General features: G+C 56.7%; 16 protein-coding genes and 1 tRNA gene. 12 read left to right on the plus strand and 5 right to left on the minus strand.

The window, feature by feature from the left end:
• The first annotated feature begins 221 nt into the window (after positions 1–221).
• The 7 genes from ABJT94_RS16425 to gspD all read left to right on the plus strand — a co-directional run bounded on the left by ABJT94_RS16425 (position 222) and on the right by gspD (position 9,021).
• Positions 222–2,090, plus strand: coding sequence for a DUF294 nucleotidyltransferase-like domain-containing protein (locus ABJT94_RS16425; protein ID WP_348476535.1), 1,869 nt, complete (start codon positions 222–224; stop codon positions 2,088–2,090).
• The gene (locus tag ABJT94_RS16430; protein WP_348476536.1) at positions 2,087–2,821 is read left to right on the plus strand and encodes a 3'-5' exonuclease; all 735 of its coding nucleotides are present in this window, start codon (positions 2,087–2,089) and stop codon (positions 2,819–2,821) included. The genes ABJT94_RS16425 and ABJT94_RS16430 overlap by 4 nt, the downstream gene beginning before the upstream one ends.
• A gap of 350 nt (positions 2,822–3,171) precedes the next feature.
• Complete coding sequence (gene groES, locus ABJT94_RS16435; protein ID WP_348476537.1) at positions 3,172–3,459, plus strand: co-chaperone GroES; 288 nt, start codon at positions 3,172–3,174, stop codon at positions 3,457–3,459.
• A 41-nt stretch (positions 3,460–3,500) separates the two neighbouring features.
• Entirely contained in the window at positions 3,501–5,153 is a 1,653-nt protein-coding gene (gene groL, locus ABJT94_RS16440) for a chaperonin GroEL (protein ID WP_348476538.1), read from the plus strand.
• A gap of 215 nt (positions 5,154–5,368) precedes the next feature.
• Entirely contained in the window at positions 5,369–6,103 is a 735-nt protein-coding gene (gene gspN, locus ABJT94_RS16445; RefSeq protein ID WP_348476539.1) for a type II secretion system protein N, read from the plus strand.
• A complete protein-coding gene (locus ABJT94_RS16450; protein WP_348476540.1) occupies positions 6,103–7,014 on the plus strand; it encodes a type II secretion system protein N in 912 nt (303 codons plus the stop codon). Before gspN ends, ABJT94_RS16450 begins: the two co-directional genes overlap by 1 nt.
• Before the next feature lie 36 nt (positions 7,015–7,050).
• Complete coding sequence (gene gspD, locus ABJT94_RS16455) at positions 7,051–9,021, plus strand: type II secretion system secretin GspD (protein ID WP_348476541.1); 1,971 nt, start codon at positions 7,051–7,053, stop codon at positions 9,019–9,021.
• A 215-nt stretch (positions 9,022–9,236) separates the two neighbouring features.
• On the opposite strand, the gene ABJT94_RS16460 is transcribed toward gspD, so the two are convergent.
• Positions 9,237–9,560, minus strand: coding sequence for an NGG1p interacting factor NIF3 (locus ABJT94_RS16460; RefSeq protein WP_348476542.1), 324 nt, complete (start codon positions 9,558–9,560; stop codon positions 9,237–9,239).
• Between the two features lie 105 nt (positions 9,561–9,665).
• On the opposite strand from ABJT94_RS16460, the gene ABJT94_RS16465 reads away from it, so the two are divergent.
• Positions 9,666–9,757, plus strand: a tRNA-Ser gene (locus tag ABJT94_RS16465).
• A 474-nt stretch (positions 9,758–10,231) separates the two neighbouring features.
• Here ABJT94_RS16465 and adk read toward each other — a convergent pair.
• The gene (adk, locus tag ABJT94_RS16470) at positions 10,232–10,882 is read right to left on the minus strand and encodes an adenylate kinase (RefSeq protein ID WP_348476544.1); all 651 of its coding nucleotides are present in this window, start codon (positions 10,880–10,882) and stop codon (positions 10,232–10,234) included.
• Positions 10,883–11,364: 482 nt separating this feature from the next.
• Positions 11,365–13,980: a phosphoenolpyruvate carboxylase gene (gene ppc, locus ABJT94_RS16475; protein WP_348476546.1), complete on the minus strand. Its 2,616-nt coding sequence runs from the start codon at positions 13,978–13,980 to the stop codon at positions 11,365–11,367.
• A 280-nt stretch (positions 13,981–14,260) separates the two neighbouring features.
• Here ppc and ABJT94_RS16480 point away from each other — a divergent pair, with 280 nt between their 5' ends.
• Complete coding sequence (locus ABJT94_RS16480; protein WP_348476547.1) at positions 14,261–15,610, plus strand: aldehyde dehydrogenase family protein; 1,350 nt, start codon at positions 14,261–14,263, stop codon at positions 15,608–15,610.
• Positions 15,611–15,772: 162 nt separating this feature from the next.
• On the opposite strand, the gene ABJT94_RS16485 is transcribed toward ABJT94_RS16480, so the two are convergent.
• Complete coding sequence (locus tag ABJT94_RS16485) at positions 15,773–16,321, minus strand: NUDIX hydrolase (RefSeq protein ID WP_348476548.1); 549 nt, start codon at positions 16,319–16,321, stop codon at positions 15,773–15,775.
• A 40-nt stretch (positions 16,322–16,361) separates the two neighbouring features.
• The gene (locus ABJT94_RS16490; RefSeq protein ID WP_348476549.1) at positions 16,362–16,739 is read right to left on the minus strand and encodes a DUF3135 domain-containing protein; all 378 of its coding nucleotides are present in this window, start codon (positions 16,737–16,739) and stop codon (positions 16,362–16,364) included.
• Between the two features lie 237 nt (positions 16,740–16,976).
• Here ABJT94_RS16490 and ABJT94_RS16495 point away from each other — a divergent pair, with 237 nt between their 5' ends.
• From ABJT94_RS16495 to ABJT94_RS16505, 3 genes are all read left to right on the plus strand, one after another.
• Positions 16,977–17,594, plus strand: a complete 618-nt coding sequence (locus ABJT94_RS16495) for a CoA pyrophosphatase (RefSeq protein ID WP_348476551.1) — start codon at positions 16,977–16,979, stop codon at positions 17,592–17,594.
• Between the two features lie 150 nt (positions 17,595–17,744).
• On the plus strand, positions 17,745–18,740 hold the full coding sequence (locus ABJT94_RS16500) for a DUF4062 domain-containing protein (protein WP_348476553.1): 996 nt from the start codon (positions 17,745–17,747) through the stop codon (positions 18,738–18,740).
• A complete protein-coding gene (locus ABJT94_RS16505) occupies positions 18,740–19,177 on the plus strand; it encodes a helix-turn-helix transcriptional regulator (RefSeq protein ID WP_348476554.1) in 438 nt (145 codons plus the stop codon). Before ABJT94_RS16500 ends, ABJT94_RS16505 begins: the two co-directional genes overlap by 1 nt.
• Positions 19,178–19,184: the final 7 nt, after the last annotated feature.

Genomic DNA, 19,184 nt, shown 5'->3' on the forward strand with positions numbered 1-19,184 from the left:
GCGCACGATCCGACTGCTGCAGCCTCCGCCGTATTAAAGTGGGCGGCCACGTCCTTTATAAGAAGCCTTTACAAAAAGGTTACAACCTTAATGCCAGCAGTATAAAGGTCGGCGTTGAGGTTGGACAACCATTGTTTGAGTCGGCACCATTCGTTATCAGAACAGACCCAACCCGGCTAAGATGCCAGAGGTCTTGAAAAACGCCATATCAGGAGGTGAGGATGGAAGTCGAGCATCTGGAGATACGTGATCAGCTCAGGCGGTTCGCCCCGTTTGACCAGCTTCCGGATGAATGGCTCGACACCCTGGCCAGCCAGATCGAAATCGGCTACTTCAAAGCCGGTTCCGACATCATGGTCAGAGGCGAAGAGGTCACCTACCTGCACATTATCCGCAGTGGGGCGGTCGAGTTGTACCGCAGTAATGGCGAACTCTATAACCGCCTCGCCGAGGGCGACATTTTCGGTCAGTGGGGCCTGCTGATGAATCGCCCCGTGCGTTTTCCGGCGCGTGCGATAGAGGACACCCTCATCTACTTTGTCGCCAAAGATCTGTTCGACCGGCTCTGGGAGTCGAGTGAAACCTTTGCCGAATTCGTCGAGGTTGAAGATCAGTCTCGCCTGCGCGCCGCCGTCAATCAGCAACAAAATACCGATCTGATGACTTCCCGGGTGTACAAACTGCTGTCGCGCTCGGCGGTTATGTTGCCGCAGACTGCGACGCTGCACGAAGCTGCACTGGCCATGACCGAAGAGGGTGTCTCTTCCCTGGTGATTACCGATCCGGATCATCCCGAACAGGCGGGTTTCATGGTCGGCATCATTACCGATCGCGACCTTCGTACCCGCGCCCTGGCGGAACGACTGGGCTACGACACGCCGGTCAGTCAGTTCATGACCACCGAACTGATCACCATCGATGCCAAAGCCTTTGTATTCGATGCCATGCTCAGCATGCTGCGCCACAACGTGCACCATTTGCCGGTGTTACGCCAGCGCAAGCCCGTGGGTGTGCTGGCATTGTCCGATATCATTCGCTACGAATCCCAGAGCAGCCTCTATCTGGTTAGCCAGATTCATCGCCAGCCAAGCAGAAAAGACCTGAGCAGCCTGATGCCCGACGTTCGGGCCACCTTCATTCGCATGGTGAACGAAGGCGCTACCAGCCACATGATCGGCAGCGCCATCGCCGGAATTGGTCGCAGTTTCACACAGCGCCTGCTGGAACTGGGCGAGGAAGAATTTGGCCCGCCACCGGTACCCTATTGTTTTCTGGCGCTGGGCTCCATGGCGCGGGATGAGCAATACGTCGTCACCGATCAGGATAACGCCATGATCCTCAGCGACGACTTCAACCCGGACGAACACGACGATTACTTCGCCAAGCTCGCAGCCTACGTCAGTGATGGTCTGGCAGAGTGCGGTTACGAATACTGCAAAGGCGGCATCATGGCCACCAACCCCCAGTGGCGACAGCCGCTGTCCGTCTGGCGCGCCTACTTCAAAGACTGGATCGACAACCCCGACCCCCAGGCCTTGCTCAACAGCTCCATATTTTTCGACCTGGACGGCATTCACGGCGAAACAGCCCTGGCCGAGACCCTCAAGGTTGATGTCGCCAGCCGGGCTCAGCGCAGCCCGAGATTCCTGGCTTGCCTGGCACGCAACGCCCTCAACCGAACACCACCGTTGGGTTTTTTCCGAACCTTCGTTATGGAAAACGACGGCAAGCACAACAAGTCCATTAACCTGAAGCGACGCGGTACCGCACCGCTGAGCGACGTTATACGGGTTCACGCTCTGGCGGCGGGCTCTACCGCCCAGAACTCCTTCAACCGGCTCGATGCCATTGCCGAATCCCGCATTCTGGGTCACAGCAACGGTGACGACCTGCGCGACGCCATGGAATACATTTCCATTGTACGTGCCCGACACCAGGCGCTTGACCTGGAATCCGAACAGGAACCCGACAACAACGTTGAACCCGAGAACATGACGGTCTTCGAACGACGCAACCTTAAAGACGCCTTTCAGGTCATTAGCAACGCCCAGAAGTACCTGCGAATGCGGTATCAGGTGAATCGGGTGTGAGCTTTTTTGTTCCCCGAGACCGTGACACACCAGAGGCCAGGCCCGACTGGCCTGCCTGCTTCAACGCCTGGGCAGACCAGGTCAGGCACCCGGAATTGCAGCGCTTTTACCGGGCAGGGACCGTCGCGGCCGACTGTCCGGTAAACGAAGTGCCCTTTGTTGCCCTCGATGTGGAAACCACCGGCCTGAACGCAGATCGCCATGCCATTCTCAGCGTCGGCCTGGTTCCTTTTACCGTAAAACGCATCTCGGTAGCGGAAAGCCGGCACTGGGTTGTAAAGCCCCGACTGCCACTGATTCAACAGTCAATTCAGTTCCACGGCATCACCCACACCGACATAAAAAACGCCCCCGACATGGCCGAGATTCTGCCTGGTCTGCTCGACTGCCTGGCCGGGCGAGTTGCTGTGGTGCACCATAGGGCCATAGAGCGATCCTTTATGGATGTCGTCGTCAAAGCCCGCTGGAACGAAGGCCTGCAATTTCCAATGGTCGATACCATGGCCATAGAGGCAATGCTGCACCGCGACAAACCCCGAAGCCTCTGGGCCCGCCTGACCAACCGCCGGCCCGTCTCCATCCGCCTATCGGACAGCCGTATACGCTACGGCCTGCCGCATTACCCACCTCACAATGCCCTCACGGATGCTCTGGCCACGGCCGAACTGTTTCAGGCCCAATGTGCCTATCATTTTGAACCAGACACTCCCATTTCCGATCTGTGGTATTAGCCGGGTGATGTTTTCCCACTGAACCCAATGTCGGCTAACGAGTAAGCAATCTGTGAAATTGAGCGGTGGCTACGCAACAAGTGCCGGGTGCCAGATAGGCCTGTCCGGGGTTGTCTGAGGCATGGATGCCGAAGCCTAGGCCCCAGGGAAGGGTTCACGCCGGCCCCGGACAGGCCTATCTGGTACCCGGCACGAACGAAAGGCACAGAAAAAATTTAACTCCCCAGGTGTTGAAATGAAAATTTGTCGGCCCCATTAACGGTGAGCATTGGCATTCCGGGGCCGTTCAGTATCGAACAGACCCGAATTCACAACAAAACTCCCACTATGTGTTTTAGGAGATTGGATCCATGAAAATTCGTCCTTTGCATGATCGCGTCGTAGTACGCCGCAAGGAACAGGAAGAAAAGACGGCTGGTGGCATCGTGCTGCCCGGTTCTGCCAAAGAAAAGCCCTCTCAAGGCGAAGTCCTGGCAGTAGGTAACGGTCGAATCCTTGAAAACGGCGACGTTAAGTCGCTGGATGTGAAGGTAGGCGATACCGTTGTTTTTGGTCAGTATGCTGGCAGCCCCGTTAAAATCGACGGTGAAGAACTGCTGATCATGACCGAAAGCGACATCTTCGGCGTTATTGCATAAACCGAACTCGTTAAACGAATTTTAAGGAAGGTAAGCACATCATGGCAGCTAAAGACGTAAAATTTGGCGATTCCGCTCGCGGTAAAATGCAGAAAGGCGTGAACCTGCTAGCCGACGCCGTTAAGGTAACCCTGGGCCCCAAGGGCCGTAACGTCATCCTCGACAAATCCTTCGGTTCACCCTCCATCACCAAAGACGGTGTATCGGTAGCCAAGGAAATCGAACTGGAAGACAAGTTCGAAAACATGGGTGCTCAGATGGTCAAGGAAGTTGCTTCCAAGGCCAATGACGAAGCCGGTGACGGTACCACTACCGCAACCGTACTGGCCCAGGCCCTGGTTAACGAAGGCTTGAAATCAGTCGCAGCGGGCATGAACCCGATGGACCTGAAGCGCGGCATCGATAAAGCAACACGTGCTGTTGTTGATGAAATCGCCAAGCTGTCTGTACCTTGCTCAGACAAGAAAGCCATCGCTCAGGTCGGTACCATTTCTGCCAACGCCGACGCCACCATCGGCGGCCTGATCGCCGATGCCATGGAAAAAGTCGGTAACGAAGGCGTGATCACCGTTGAAGAAGGCAGTGGTTTTGACGATGAGCTGGAAGTCGTCGAAGGCATGCAGTTCGACCGTGGTTATCTGTCTCCGTACTTCATCACCAACCAGGAGACCATGACGGCCGAGCTCGAAAACCCGTACATCCTGCTGGTCGACAAGAAAATCAGCAACATCCGCGACCTGATCCCGGTACTGGAGTCTGTCTCCAAGGCCAGCCGTCCGCTGATGATCATTGCTGAAGACATCGAAGGCGAAGCCCTGGCGACCCTGGTTGTCAACAACATGCGCGGTACCGTTAAAGTCTCCGCTGCCAAGGCACCGGGCTTCGGCGACCGTCGCAAGGCCATGCTGCAGGATCTGGCGATTCTGACCGGTGGTACCGTGATCTCCGAAGAAGTGGGCATGAGCCTCGAAACCGCCACCCTGGAACACCTGGGTAGCGCCAAGAAGGTCACCCTGTCCAAAGAAAACACCATCGTCGTTGACGGTGCCGGTGAAGACGCCGACATCAAAGGCCGCGTTGAGCAGATCCGTGCCGAAATCGAGCAGTCCACCTCCGATTACGACAAGGAAAAACTGCAGGAACGCGTTGCCAAGCTGGCAGGCGGTGTTGCGGTCATCAAGGTTGGCGCTGCCACCGAGATGGAAATGAAAGAGAAGAAAGCCCGCGTTGACGACGCCCTGCACGCAACCCGTGCAGCCGTTCAGGAAGGTGTGGTTGCCGGTGGCGGTGTAGCCCTGGTACGCGCACTGATGAACGTAGGCGAGATTCAGGGCGACAACGAAGAACAGCGCACCGGTATTGCCCTGGCATTGCGTGCCATGGAATCCCCGCTGCGTCAGATCGTTTACAACGCCGGTGGCGAGCCGTCTGTTGTACTGAACGAAGTCAAGAAAGGCTCTGGTAACTACGGCTACAACGCGGCAACCGGCGAATACGGCGACATGATGGAACTGGGTATTATCGACCCGGCCAAAGTGACCCGTTCAGCCCTGCAAGCGGCTGCCTCGGTTGCTGGTCTGATGATCACCACTGAAGCCATGATCACCGACAAGCCAGAAGAAAAGTCTTCCGGCGGCGGTATGCCTGATATGGGCGGCATGGGTGGTATGGGTGGCATGGGCGGCATGATGTAAGCCAGCCCGGCCCAATACCCGACAAGCCCGCTTCGTGCGGGCTTTTTTATGGGCGGCAAACGCCTGCCCGAGGCAGCAGCAAGGCCGCATAGCACTGTCAGATGGGTGTAAACCGATTGTCGTGAATAGGGGCCTTCTATACACTGGCGTCCCGATATTTTGATCTGTGGGCGCAAGCCTGAAAAAGGCGCAGGGATAGTGCAGAACGGAAGTCTATGAGAATTAATCTAAAATTAGTGGTGTTGTTTGTAGGGGTGTATTTGCTCACCCTGGTGGCGACCGTGCCATTGAGTTGGGTCATCAGCTTCGCGGAGCCGTCGCTGCGGTCTGCAGGCGTACGCCTCGAACAGCCGCAGGGTAATATCTGGCAGGGACAAAGCCGGGTACTGGTGCCAAACAGCCCCGAATTCAATCTTGAATGGCAGGTGAAGCCCCTGGGTCTGCTGACAGCCCGCTTACCCTACGATATCCGTGTATCCAGCCCGTCGCTCGACGTGTCTGGCCAGATTCAGGTGCGCCCGACGGGCGTGGGGGTTGAGCAGGTATCCGGGTATGTCGACGAAGCGGCGTTTGCCCAGATTACCCGGTCTTATAATTCGACTCTCCAGGGTCGGCTGGTTATCTCAGACCTGAGCGCCAATGCCGGCTGGGGCGGGGCCCTCGGTGACGCTAGCGGTGAACTCTCCTGGTCCGGCGGGCCCGTTGAAGTGCCGATGGGGCGTTCCCGGCAGCAGTTCGACGTACCCCAGATGCAAGGGGAAATCACCAGCGACGACACCGCCTGGCGTGTAGCGATCGATGCGCTGGACGACACCTCACTGATCCGGGCGCAACTGAGCCGGGAAGGGCAGGGGCAAGTTACCGTGCAACGGGCCATGGCCGAGCGGCTGGGCATTCCGGTTCCCGGCGGGCGTGAGACCCTGGTAGAAATCTCACAGAAGGTGTTTTGATGGATTGGGTCAATCAAAGCCGGCAACTATGGCTGCCGCTGCAGCGCTGGGTCGTGGTGATCCTCATAGCCCTGAGCGCCGTTTACGGCGCCCAACTTACCTGGCTCTGGCTGCAGCCGGTACCCGAGGTAGGTGCACCGCGCATTCAACCAGCCAACCTGAATAACACCGCGAGCAGCACCAACCCCGAACAACTCGGCGCCGCTTTGGGCGAACGCCACTTGTTCGGGCAATTTGAGGCGGTGGCAACTGCCGAACCCGAGCAGCCGGTCGAAGCCCCTGAAACGCGATTGAACATGAAGCTGCAGGCCGTGCTTGCCCGTGGCGACGACGGTACTGGTTTTGCCATTATTTCGCGCGGCGGTAGTCAGGCCAGTGCGTTCTCGGTCGGTGACGATATTTTTAACCAGGCGACCCTGTCGGCGGTATACCGTGACCGGGTCATACTCGACCGCAATGGCCAGCTGGAGACGCTGCGCTATGAGCGGGAAGCGACATCGCAGTTGTTGCAAGTCAACGATGAGCCCATCGAAGACGACAGCAGTTTCAGAGAGACCATTGACCAGGCTCAGCAGCGGGTCGACCGGGGCGAAGATGTACAGGCACAGGTTGAACAAATGGTGTCTTATGTTCAGCAACGTGCCAACTCAGACCCTCAGGGCCTGCTCGATGAAGTCGGCCTCGAAGCCACCGGCTCCGGCTATCAGGTAACCCAGAATGCACGCCAGCTCGCCATGGCCGGGCTACGCCCGGGCGATGTGGTGACGGCGGTTAATGATCAGCCGGTTGGTAACATCGGGCAGGATCAGGCATTGCTGAACCAGATTCTGCAAACCGGCGGTGAATTGAAAATACAGATTCAACGGGGTTCGCGCTCCTTTACCATCTACCAATCCATACCTCGATTCTGACAAATGCAGAACGATCGATTAAGAAAGGACAACAAGATGCATGCTTTCAGCCCGGTTCGCAGGATTGCGGAACCCCTGTTACGGTCACTGCTACTGATTCTGGCGCTGGTGCTGGTCAGCCTTCCGGTTCGCGCCGAAGAGCCAACCTATCAGCTGAACATGCAGGGTGCCGACATTAATGAAGTGATTGACCTGGTGGCGCGCGTTACCGGCAAAAGCTTTATCGTCGACCCCCGGGTACGTGGCCAGGTAACGGTGATTTCAGATCGCAACCTGACCGCAGACGCCATCTACGAAATTTTTCTGGCCACCATCGAAGTCTATGGTTTCTCTGCCGTAGAGACCGATAACGCCATTAAAATTATTGGCCAGGCCGACATCAAATCGGCAGGTCTCGACGTTGATACCGATGGGTCGATGTCCGGTGAGGAAATCATTATTCGGGTCTTCCCGATCCAGAATACCTCTGCCATGGAGCTTGTTCCGATTCTGCGCCCGCTGGTGGCCAAGTACGGGCATTTGGCGGGCGTGAGCACTGCCAACGCCCTGATCATCGCCGACCGGGCTACTAACATTGAGCGTATTTCCGAAATCGTTGAACTGCTCGACCGGGCTGGTAGCGAAGAAATAGAAGTCATTGAACTCGAGCATGCCTGGGTGGGCAATGTGATTACGCTGCTCGAACGTGTCGCCCCCACACCGGTTACTTCCGGGTCTCAGCAGGGCGGTGACGTACGTGGCTTGCGCAGCGTCCACCTCGTTGGCGATGAGCGCAGTAATCGCATTATCATTAAGGGCGAAGCCGATGCCCGGGCGCAAATCATCGCCCTGATCCGCGAGCTCGATATTCCCGCCCAGGAGAACAGCGCGTCTAAGGTTATCTTCTTGAACAATGCGGACGCCGCGCGGATGGCCGAGTTGCTCAAAGGGTTTACCGGAGGTGCCGCTCAGACAGGCTCCAATGGCCAAACAGCGCCACCTGCCGGTCCAGTCAACATACTTGCCGACGAAGATTTGAACGCCCTGGTTGTGCGTGCAGAGCCTTCGGTCATGACTGAAATTGAAAGCATCATTCGCCAACTGGACGTGCGTCGTAAACAGGTGTTGATTGAAGCGGCTATCGTTGAAGTGAATGGTAATGTCAGTGATGCTCTTGGCATTCAATGGGCGACCAACCCTGAGCGCGTGAGCGATGGTGTACCCTTTGGTAGCACCAACCTGGGTATTGACGGTGCGATTTCCTCCTTACCCAGTGTGGTAGCCGGTGCGGCGAGTCAAAACGTGGGGGCTTTGCCGAACGGGGCTTTCCTGGGGTTGGTTGACCCCATCAGTGATACCCCTAATTTTGCAGCCATTATTCAGGCGATCGAATCCCAGTCGAACACGAATTTGTTGTCGACACCGAGCGTCATGACGTTGGATAACAGCGAGGCCTTTATCACCGTAGGCAGCTCAGTGCCCTTCAAAACGGGTGGTAACGGAAGCGATGAAAACCCGTTTGTCATTGAGCGCCAGGATGTCGGTACCACGCTTACGGTGATACCCCATGTTCAGCAGGATGGCTCTGTACGTTTGGAGGTCGACCAGGTCGTCGAATCCATTTCAGGCAACAACACCTTCGGTGCCGTAGACATCATTACTGACAAGCGGCAAGTCAAAACGGAAGTGTTGATTGGCGATGGTCGTACCATTGTTTTGGGTGGGTTAATTGACGACACCCTGATCGAACGTGAAAGCCGGGTCCCGCTGTTGGGGCGCATCCCGATCCTGGGCCACCTGTTTAAAAGTACCTCGACTGAACGTCAAAAAACCAATTTGATGGTCATTATTCGCCCAACGATCATTGTGGATGGCGATGAAGATCTGAGAGCACGCCGTATGGATGGCATATGGGATGTGCGCATTCAGACCATGGATCATGTAGACGATCGTTATTTGCCGCCTACAGTAGACGATTTGTTTGAAGGTCGCCTGGATGGTGGTTTGCGCCCGCAGGACGACAATTAACGCCAGGGTAGGGGCATGTAGTATTTTATGTACAACCGGTCGATTTTAATAAAAGCGACGTAATCGGGTGGTAGTGTTTACATTACGCTGCTGAATCGTAAGATACGCAGCGTTTTGACTCTCTTGCAAAATATTTTAGCCCGGCGCACCCAGTGCCCCGGGTTTTTTTATGGGTATTTGCCAGAGAACATCGGTTTAGCCCACTGTCATGTAGCCTATAGGAAGTCTCGTCGATCCATGACCGCCATCACATGATGCGCAGGCTCTTCGTATGGGTGTGCAACCACCAGAGCTTGCAGTACCGTTTTGATGCGGTCTTTCTTAACCACCATTTCCACGCGATGCTCGGCAACGCGCTCCAACTGCCCGGTTTCGCCAAGAGTAGGGTTGGCTCCGACCAAAGGCCGAAACTGCCCCTGACCCAGCACCGACCAGGCACAGCGATCATAATCGCCAATGTTACCGGCTCCAGCATCAGACAGCGCGTCAATCAGCGCCTCAGTGTGCGTTTCAGGTACATAAACAACCAGTAAGTACATAAGTGTGTCTCCGCAGTGGGCGATCTTTCTTGTTTAATTTCAGCAGCTTAGCAACTTTTTGGTTGACACCCAACACAGGTTCGTTAACATACGCCCCGTTGTTAAGGAGAGTTGGCAGAGTTCGGTTGAATGCACCTGACTTGAAATCAGACGTAGGCGAAAGCCTACCGGGGGTTCGAATCCCTCACTCTCCGCCAAATTAAACAAAAAAGGGGTCCCCAAGGGGACCCCTTTTTTGTTTAACCTGCGCAAAGCGCAGGGAGTCGTTCGAAGCCCCCGCGGGTTCGACTGAACGCCGGGAGCGTTCAGGCCCGCGCAAGCGCCCCGAAGGGGTCGCACGCAGGACGCGTGCGAGGCAATCCCTCACGGACTCACTCCACTGAACCATCGCCCGTCATTGGGCCTAGGTGGTTACGCCGTTGGCATTATTCTGTGCCATGAGCCCGTGTCGGCCACTGTGTCTGGCTATCCGGGGTCGGCATAAACCCGTCCATGGGGCCTAGACTTCGGCATCCGTGCCTCAGACTACCCCGGATAACCAGACCCAGCAGCCAACACTCAGCTTGAGGTTGAATGGAAATAGCCAAAATCCCCTCTAAACCCCGCCCACAAAAAAGCCCGCTAAAAAGCGGGCTCTCTAAACTCTCAGCTAACAGCTCGTAGCTCTCAGCTCAAAGCTTCGAAACAATCTTGTCCCGAATATCCTCAAAGCTGCCGATGCCCGGCACATGAATGTACTTCGGCGCTACTTCGGGTTCTTTCGCGGCCAGGTCTTTATAGAAGCCAATCAGCGGCTCGGTCTGGGCGTGGTAGACGTCCAGGCGCTTGGCGACGGTTTCTTTCTTGTCGTCTTCGCGCTGCACCAGTGGGTCGCCGGTTTCGTCGTCCTTGCCGTCTTGCTTGGGCGGGTTATTGTCGACGTGATACACACGGCCAGAGGCTTCGTGTACACGGCGGCCGCTCAGGCGCTTGATGATTTCTTCATCGGGAACGTCGATGTCGATGACGTAGTCGATGCGAATGCCTTCGTTTTTCAGGGCTTCAGCCTGTGGAATGGTACGCGGGAAGCCGTCGAACAGGCAGCCATTGGCGCAATCCGGTTGCGTTAGGCGCTCTTTGATCAGTTCAATGATGGTTTCATCCGAGACCAGGCCGCCAGACGCCATGACTTCCTTGACCTTCACGCCCAAAGGGCTGCCGGCTTTAACTGCGGCACGCAGCATGTCGCCTGTGGAGATTTGCGGAATCTGAAATTTTTCGGTGATGTATTGGGCTTGCGTCCCTTTACCGGCACCAGGTGCACCCAGCAGAATAATGCGCATAGATGGCGAGCTCCTCGTTAATGTTTAATCTTGAAAAAACATGGTTTAAAAAAATCTGAACCGACTGAGCGATCCACTCGTTATTGCAAATTCAGTGTCCTATTCAGGGGTCGTGAGCCAGATACCCCCTGTAAACGTCAGGAGTGCGGCTCCGGTCTGAGCGTCAGTATGCTGCTCTATGTGGCGGCAACTACCGGTAAAATCGTTTAATTCCTGTTATTTTTGGTGATCTTGATGCAGTGTCGAACTTATAGGCCTGCATCAGCCAGACGCTAAGATACCCGCCAAGGCCGCCAAGCTCAACCATTGGCGGTTAGACTTCAGTCGATAGCAGGACGAAAGGCTCCTATTAAAGGCAAGAGGCGACTGGGAGTATCCGTATCGGCGAAGACTCCCAGCCTCCAGTAGGGCCAGCCCTCTGGATGGCAGTTCTCTCCGTCACCCAGAGGGCTGGCCTGGTGCGAAACACCAGCCCAGTCCGGTTACCCCGTGTTGCGCATGCCGGCTGAAATGCCGGCCATGGTGACTTTTAGGGCACGCTCCAGTTGTGAATCGAGATTCCCCGTCTTACGGGCCCGTTTCAACAGTTCCGCCTGCAAGTAGTTCAGCGGGTCGGTGTAGGGGTTGCGAACCAGAATCGATTGCGCCAGTAGCGGGTCGCTTTCCAGCAGTACCTGTTGTTTCTTGATCTGGTTAAGCAACACCTCACTGGCTTTCAGGTCTTCACGCAGGTCTTCGCCCAGTTCATGCAGTTCCGGCGGTACCAGTTGTTGCTCATAGTAGGCCGTGATCGAGCCGTCGGCTTTGCCCAGCACCATTTCCAGCAGGTCGAGAAAGCTGCTGAAGAACGTCCAGTTCTCAACCATGTCCTGCAGCAGCTCCGGGTTTGTCGCCAGGCCATGTTCCAGCGCCTGGCGAGCACCCAGCCAGGAAGGCATGTTCAGCCGTACCTGCATCCAGGCAAATACCCAGGGAATGGCGCGCAGGCTTTCTACACCGCCGGTTGCCTTGCGTTTGGCCGGCCGGCTGCCCAGCGCCAGCATGCCCAGTTCCTGCTCGGGGGTCAGGCTCCTGAAATAGGGCACAAAGCGTTCATCGTGCCGCACCACCGAGCGGTAACGCTCCAGGCTGGCCTTTGACATCGCTTCCATCAGGTCACGCCATTCCGCTTTGGGCGCGGCACTCGGTTCCAGGGTGGCGCGCAGAGTGGCTGCCACATAAATGCTGAGGCTGCGCACGGCCACCCGGGGCATGCCGAACTTGTAGCGAATCATCTCGCCCTGCTCTGTGACCCGAATGGCGCCACGTACCGACCCGGGCGGCTGGGATGCCATGGCCTTTTCAACCGGGCCACCGCCCCGGCCAACGGTGCCGCCACGGCCGTGGAACAGCATCAGGTGAATGTCGTTATCGCTGGCCAGCTTGACCAGGCGCTCCTGAGCCTTGTACTGAGCCCAGGTCGCGGTCAGTTTACCGGCATCTTTGGCTGAGTCTGAATAGCCAATCATCACGGTCTGTTTGCCACCGCAATACTCGCGGTACCAGGGCAGTGACCAGAGTTTTTCCATGACCGACACCGAACGGTCGAGGTCATCAAGGGTTTCGAACAGGGGAACGATGGGCACGTTCCAGTCGAGACCACTCTCTTTTAACAGCAACGCGACGGCCAGAACGTCCGACGGTTGTTTGGCCATCGAAATGATGTAGCTCGATAACACCTCGGCCGGCTCTTCTGCCAGAATACGGGCGGTATCCAGTACTTCCCGGGTATCCGCTCCCGGTTCCCAGTGGCGCGGAATCAACGGGCGACGACTGCCCAGTTGCTCCAGTAAAAAGGCTTCTCGCTGGTCTTCATCCCAGTCTTTGTAGTCGCCCAGGCCCAGGTAGCGAGTCACTTCATCGATGGCCAGTATGTGGCGTTCGCTGTCCTGGCGAATATCGAGCGGCACCAGGTTGACACCAAAGCAGTGCACACGCCGGATGCAATCGAGCAGCGCGCCGTTGGCAATGCGACTCATGCCGCACTCCAGCAGAGAGTCGTAACAAGTCATCAGCGGAGCCAGAATGTCGTCGCGGGTGACAATGACGTCGTCCGGCGCGGCCAGCGTTTCGCCCTGAACCCGGCGCTCGGCCCAGGCCAGGGTATGTTCCAGCCGGGCGCGCAAGCCGTGCAGTTTGGCTCGGTAGGGCGTCGGTGTTTCACCCACCTCGGCCATTAAATCGGCACTGGCTTCGCTCATACTGAGGTCACCGGCCAGGTCGTGAATGTCTTTCAGGTACAGGTCGGCCGCCATCCAGCGCCCGAGCAATATCACTTCCTGCGTAACCTTGTGGGTAACGTTCGGGTTGCCGTCGCGGTCGCCACCCATCCAGGAATAAAAGTGGAACGGTGAGGCATCGACACTCAAGCCCTGGCCCAGACGGGAGCGGGCCGTGCGGTCAAGTTCGCGCAGAAATTGCGGTACGGCGTGCCAGAGCGAGTTTTCGATGACGGCGAAGCCCCATTTGGCTTCATCGACGGCGGTCGGCCGTTCATCCCGAATCTCGTTGGTGTGCCAGATCTCGTTGACGGTGCGGCGCAGATTCGACTTCAGCTCGGTCCGTTCATAACGCAGCAGGTCGTTGCGTTTCAGGTCGGCGAGGTCTTCGGCAATGCGTTCGTGCTTGCGAATCAGGGTGCGCCGCGTCACTTCGGTCGGGTGGGCGGTCAGTACCAGTTCAATGTTCAGGTTGCGCAGGGCATCGGCCACGCTGTCTTTGCCGAGCGTATCGACCAGCTGTTCCAGTGTGTCTTCCACCGCTTCGCGTTGATTGGCCTCGGCACTGGAGAAAAATTGCTGGTCGGCAATGTTGGCCAGGTTCAGGAACTGGCTGAAAGCTCGCACAATGGGCAGCACATCGTCGTCTTCCAGGCTCGATAACACATCGATCAATGGCTGTGGGTCGCTGTTCTCGTTGGTATTAACGGCCTTGCCAAGACGGCGAATTTCTTCAACCTTGCGGAACAGCTCGGGGCCGCGGGTTTCCAGCAGGGTATCGCCCAGCAGTTCGCCCAGCAGACGTACGTTTTCACGCAGGGTGTCAGGAATTACAGTCATGTGTCGATCTCTCCCGGGAAAAGGTTAACTTTGGCAACCGATGCTTTAGAATGCGCTCCCTGCACCGGTGCACCGAACAAGTGCTTCCTACAGTGGTAAACCCTGTAGTCGTACTTTTCTTTCATTTTTTGTGTGCATCGTGCAAGCGACAGAGTGGCTTAATTGTACGAATAACCCTGTCACTGCGCCCCTCTTTCAATACGGACGGAGCCGGCGAAGGGACTACAACGCCTGGCCTGATTGTAACTTTACAACATTTCGCCTCAAAATAGGATGAACCATGAGTGTATTCAGATCTGTGAATCCAGCCAGTCAGGAATGCCTGTTTGAGGCGAATGGCTGGTCACAGGCTGAAACGATAGAGGTTCTGGATCGCCAGCAGACAGTATGGCCTGCACTGGCGGCATTGCCACTGGAGCATCGCACGCGCTGGCTTGAAGCGCTCTCCGGGTTGTTGGCGACGCACCAAGACTCTCTGGCCCGGCAGATCAGCCGGGAGATGGGCAAACCTCTTGCCCAGTCACTGGCTGAACTGAGTAAGACGATCGATCTGATCGGATACCTGGTTGCACAGGGTCCCGCCGCGTTAGAGCAAACCGATGTGCAATCGGATGCCGTGCTGAGCTTCGAACCCTGGGGTGGCATTCTCGGCATCATGCCCTGGAATTACCCGGTCTGGCAGGTGTGCCGCTTTGCGCTGCCGGCGCTGCTGGCGGGCAATACGGTGGCCATTAAACCCGCCCCAAACGTCTGGCTCAGCTCCCGGATGCTCGTCGATCTGATGCACCAGGCCGGTTTTCCTGCCGACGCGGTGGCCCTGTTGCAGATCGACATTGATGTGCTGCCCGCTGTGTACGATCACCCCCATTTGCGCCAGGTGCATTTTACTGGCAGCAGCAATGCGGGCCGGGCCATCGCGGTGGCCTGTGCCGAACGGTTGATTCCCAGCACGCTTGAGCTGGGTGGCAGCGATGTCTGGCTACTGACAGACAGTGGCGATCTGAATGCCTTTGTCGACAACGCCCTGGCATCCCGGCTCAATAATTCGGGCCAGAGCTGTCTGTGTGCCAAACGCTGGTTGGTACCGGAAACCCGGCTGGATGCCGTATTGGCCCGGTTGCAGGAGCGACTTGCGGATTTCACGCCGGCAGTGCCGGAGTCTGAAGGCTGTACACTAGGCCCTCTGGCGCGACCCGACATTCGCGACCGCCTGCTCCAGCAGTGGCACAACCTGAAGGTAACCGCGACCCGGCACAGTGAAGACCCTAGCGTAGACGGGCTATACGTCAGCCCGGCCTGGGCCGTAACCGATGACCCGATGACCAGCCCGGTGTGGCCGGATGAAATCTTCGGCCCGGTACTGCAACTGGCGGCCTATTCAACGGTCGATCAGGCGGTTCGGTGGGCCAATCGAAGCCGTTATGGGTTGGGCGGCGCGGTCTGGAGTGGTTCACTTGAGGAAGCAACCGGAATCGCGCGCAGGCTAACCACTCGCAACGTGGCCATTAACAAGCCAATGCGCAGTCGCATCGATGTGCCGTTCGGTGGCATGGGCGAATCTGGCTGGGGGGTAGAACTCGGTAACAGTGGGTTGCAGGCAATAACCAGGCGGCAAACCCGGTATTTTTAACAGTAGCCGGAAGAGAACCCTTGTATGTTTAAGAGCACTGGACAGAAGCGCTGAAAGATAGCAAATTTTGGCCAGTTCCAGTCACTCGCACACTGCACCTTCCAGTTCTCTCTCCACCTCCGGGGGGAGAGAGCTAGAGAGAGGGGGACGGCGCAGCCGTTACTAGACCTGTTTTTGGGGTCGATGCACCACCGAATTAAGCACCGGAACTTGCTCGGTATTCAAATGCTCCAGGTAATGCTCAAGCGTTACCTTGACCGTCAGAAAGGCGATCTCATCCCAGGGAATGTCCTGGTGGTGAAACAGCACCACTTCACTGCTTTCGGGCGTGGTTTCGAACGAAAAGTCGGGCATGTCGATCCGGTAAAACACATGCACCTGATCGAAATCGGGCAGGCTGACCATCGACAGCAATTGCGGGTTTTTCCCCATCACGCGGGATTCCTCGACCGTCTCCCGCAGTGCGCCTTCAACCGTCGTTTCACCGTTTTCCATAAAGCCGGCGGGCAGGGTCCAGTAGCCATGGCGGGGTTCAATGGCGCGTCGGCAAAGCAAAATCCGTCCATCGGGAGCCACCGGCAAAGTACCGGTAATAACGCGAGGGTTTTGGTAGTGGACTGTACCGCACTGGTCGCACATAAAGCGGGGGCGGTTATCGAGTTCAGGGGTGTCGAATCGCACCCGGTGTCCGCAATGGCTGCAAAAATTCATGAATAAAACGTTTCGTTGTGGGTTCCTTGCGACAAGCCTATCAGGACTTCGGCGGCGCGTCTTGAACCGGCCGGGGAAAATCCAGTATCACAGCATTGTGATCCTGCTCGGACCGGGTTCCGGCGCTGGCCAATCCGTCGTAATACAGCGTATCTTTGAGGCATTCGCGTAACCGGTCGACCCGTTCATGCATGAGTTGAGACATACGAATACAGCATTGCATCGGATTTTTAGCCCGGCGACGTTCCATATCGAGCACAAATTGAAGACCCTGCAATTGCGCCCGCTGGTGACTTGGCGCCCGTTCAATAACCTCGGCGACCAGTTGGCTGCGCAGGGTTTCCAGCGCTTCGGGGTCTTCATCAGCCAGCGCTTTAAGGGTATCGAAGGCGGGCAGTTCGATGACAGGGTTGGCCATCACAGTCTCCGTATGGATGGGTTGCCTATTAAGGTCTACAACCTACTTTCTGTTGCCTTATACTGGGCTGGGTGTGAACCAGACTCTTCCTTGTCCGATTTAATCTAGCACTACTGAGTGGCAAATGGCAGTGACACTGTTCAAAAAACAGTCTATTTACGGTTGCTCCGTAAAGGTCATGAAAACGGTCGGTGCGCTACGCCACTCACAGCGCTGTAAACGTGCGAAAATGAGGCCATGACTGCTTATTCCCCGTTTTTTCACCAACTGGAACGCCGGTTGACGACCCATGAACCACGACTGCTTTCGCTCGACCAGCCGCGAGCGGGGGTGTTGGTGCCGCTTGTCGACAACGCTGGTGAACCCTCTCTGCTACTGACGGTTCGGGCCAGTCATTTGAATTCGCACCCTGGTGATATCGCGTTTCCGGGGGGGATGTGGGAGCCCGAAGACACCTCGTTGCAGGCCACGGCCTTGCGCGAAACGCACGAAGAATTGAATTTACCGCCCGATCTGATTCAGGTGCTGGGCCCGTTATCGACCGGTTTATCGAAAAATGGGGTTCAGGTATTTCCGTTTGTCGGCAAGGTATTGAACCTCGACCAGTGTGTGGCCAGTCCGGATGAAATTGCCGAGTGGTTTACGGTGCCCTGGGCATTTTTTACCGATACAGCGCCCCGGCTGCAGCCTATCGAACGTCATGGTATTTCGTTTCAGATCCCGCATTACGATTTTGACGGGCACCACATCTGGGGTCTGACGGCGATGATCCTGCTTGAGCTGGTTAATCTGACCGAGGGGACAGACTGGCCCTTGCCCGCCTTTACCGGTGTAACCCGGCCAGGTCGGTTGTGATGCCCGAGGGGTATGGCCGGGGCGTGATTAGCGACATGTTTACCAGACCCTGTGTTATACTCGTCTTCGGAGTTTTGCCAGAAGCGCCGGCAAGGGTCCGGGTTCATCACAGGGTTCTGCGAACATGGATGGGGCAGGTGGTTAGCAAGCATGTCTGATACACGAAAATTGATCATGGTGGCGTCACTCGAGCGTCACCTCGTAAAGGAACGCAATGTGCTGTTTGAAGCCATCATGGCGCAGCAGTGTGTTCCCACCGGCCTGCCGTTTCCGGCCGTCTCTGCGAATTACCTCTGGAAACTGAACCAACTTGCCTTAAGCGATGCCGACTATGTGTTCCTGCTGGTCGGTAATGAATACGGCCCACTGACGGAGCAGGGCGTTGGCTACCTGCATCAGACTTACGCGACCGTTCGCGCCCAGCACAAAACCCCCGTCGCCTTCATCTACACCGGCCATGAAATTCCCAGCCCAAGCGACATCGATAAAACCCGCCTGAATCAGCTGGTTGGTCTGCTGAAGACCGGTATCTATTACGAGTGGGACGGCGAAGAAACGCTGCGCGATGTCACCGAGCGCGCCATCGAGCAAGTGATGGAAGAGCATCCGGCACCCGGTTGGCAAAAGGCAGGCACGGTGACTGAATCGTCTGCCGAGCTCGCTGCCTTACGGGCTGAAGCAGAGCGCCTGAGACAGGAATTGTCTGCCGGCCGTTCATCTCGAGCCGCCGCTGATTTGTCGGCGCTGACGAACCCCCGGTCGGTCTGGCACAGCCAGTTCAGTTGCAAGGCGTTTCGTGAAGGGCAGCTTAAAGTGTTGAAGGGAAGTGTCTCCGTTTCCTGGAAAACGGTCTTTACCTGGCTGGCCGCACCCCTGTTAACCCCGGTTACAGAAGCCCGGGTAAACGCTCTACTGGCCGAATATTTGCAGCCTCTGGCACTGGTCGACGTCAAGCGTCGCTGGCAAGGCAGCCATGCAGTGGCCGATGTGAAGCTCGAACGTGCGGCACTCGATGAAGTTAAACTGCAATTGCATTCCATGTCGCTGATTCAGTTCGATAATCTCGGCCGCTGGAGCCTCACCGACACCGGTGAGTCAGTGGCGCTGAAAACCGTTCCGGCCATGGCCAGTCGCCGCGAAGCCTGATGTCGTTTTCCGGTCGCCTGAAAATACTGATCTCCGGCCGTACTGTCAGCGAGTTCGCACGCTCAGTCGGCCTCAGCGAAAGCCTGATTCGCAAATACCTGAACGGCTCCGAACCCTCGCTCTCGCGGGCACATCAAATTGCCCGAGCCAGCCAATGCTCTTTGGTCTGGCTGGCCAGTGGCGAAGGGTTGCCATTTGATACAGCACCCGAAGTCGCCATCGATGCTCTTCAGTCGGCCCTGCATATCATTGCGAACGAGTCCGGTGCTACTAAGTTTCACACCCCCGATACCGAAACCCTGAAACACATCATCGCGCTGTATCAATACCTGCGAAATCATCGTCTGCGTGACGGTACGGTGGATGAATTGCTGGGCCAGTCATTTTTGAAATTGCTGCAGCAAGATGAACTGAACCGTGCCAGCGGCGAACGATAGCCAGCCC

It is taken from the genome of Saccharospirillum sp., from assembly GCF_039982735.1.
GTDB lineage: Bacteria > Pseudomonadota > Gammaproteobacteria > Pseudomonadales > Natronospirillaceae > Saccharospirillum.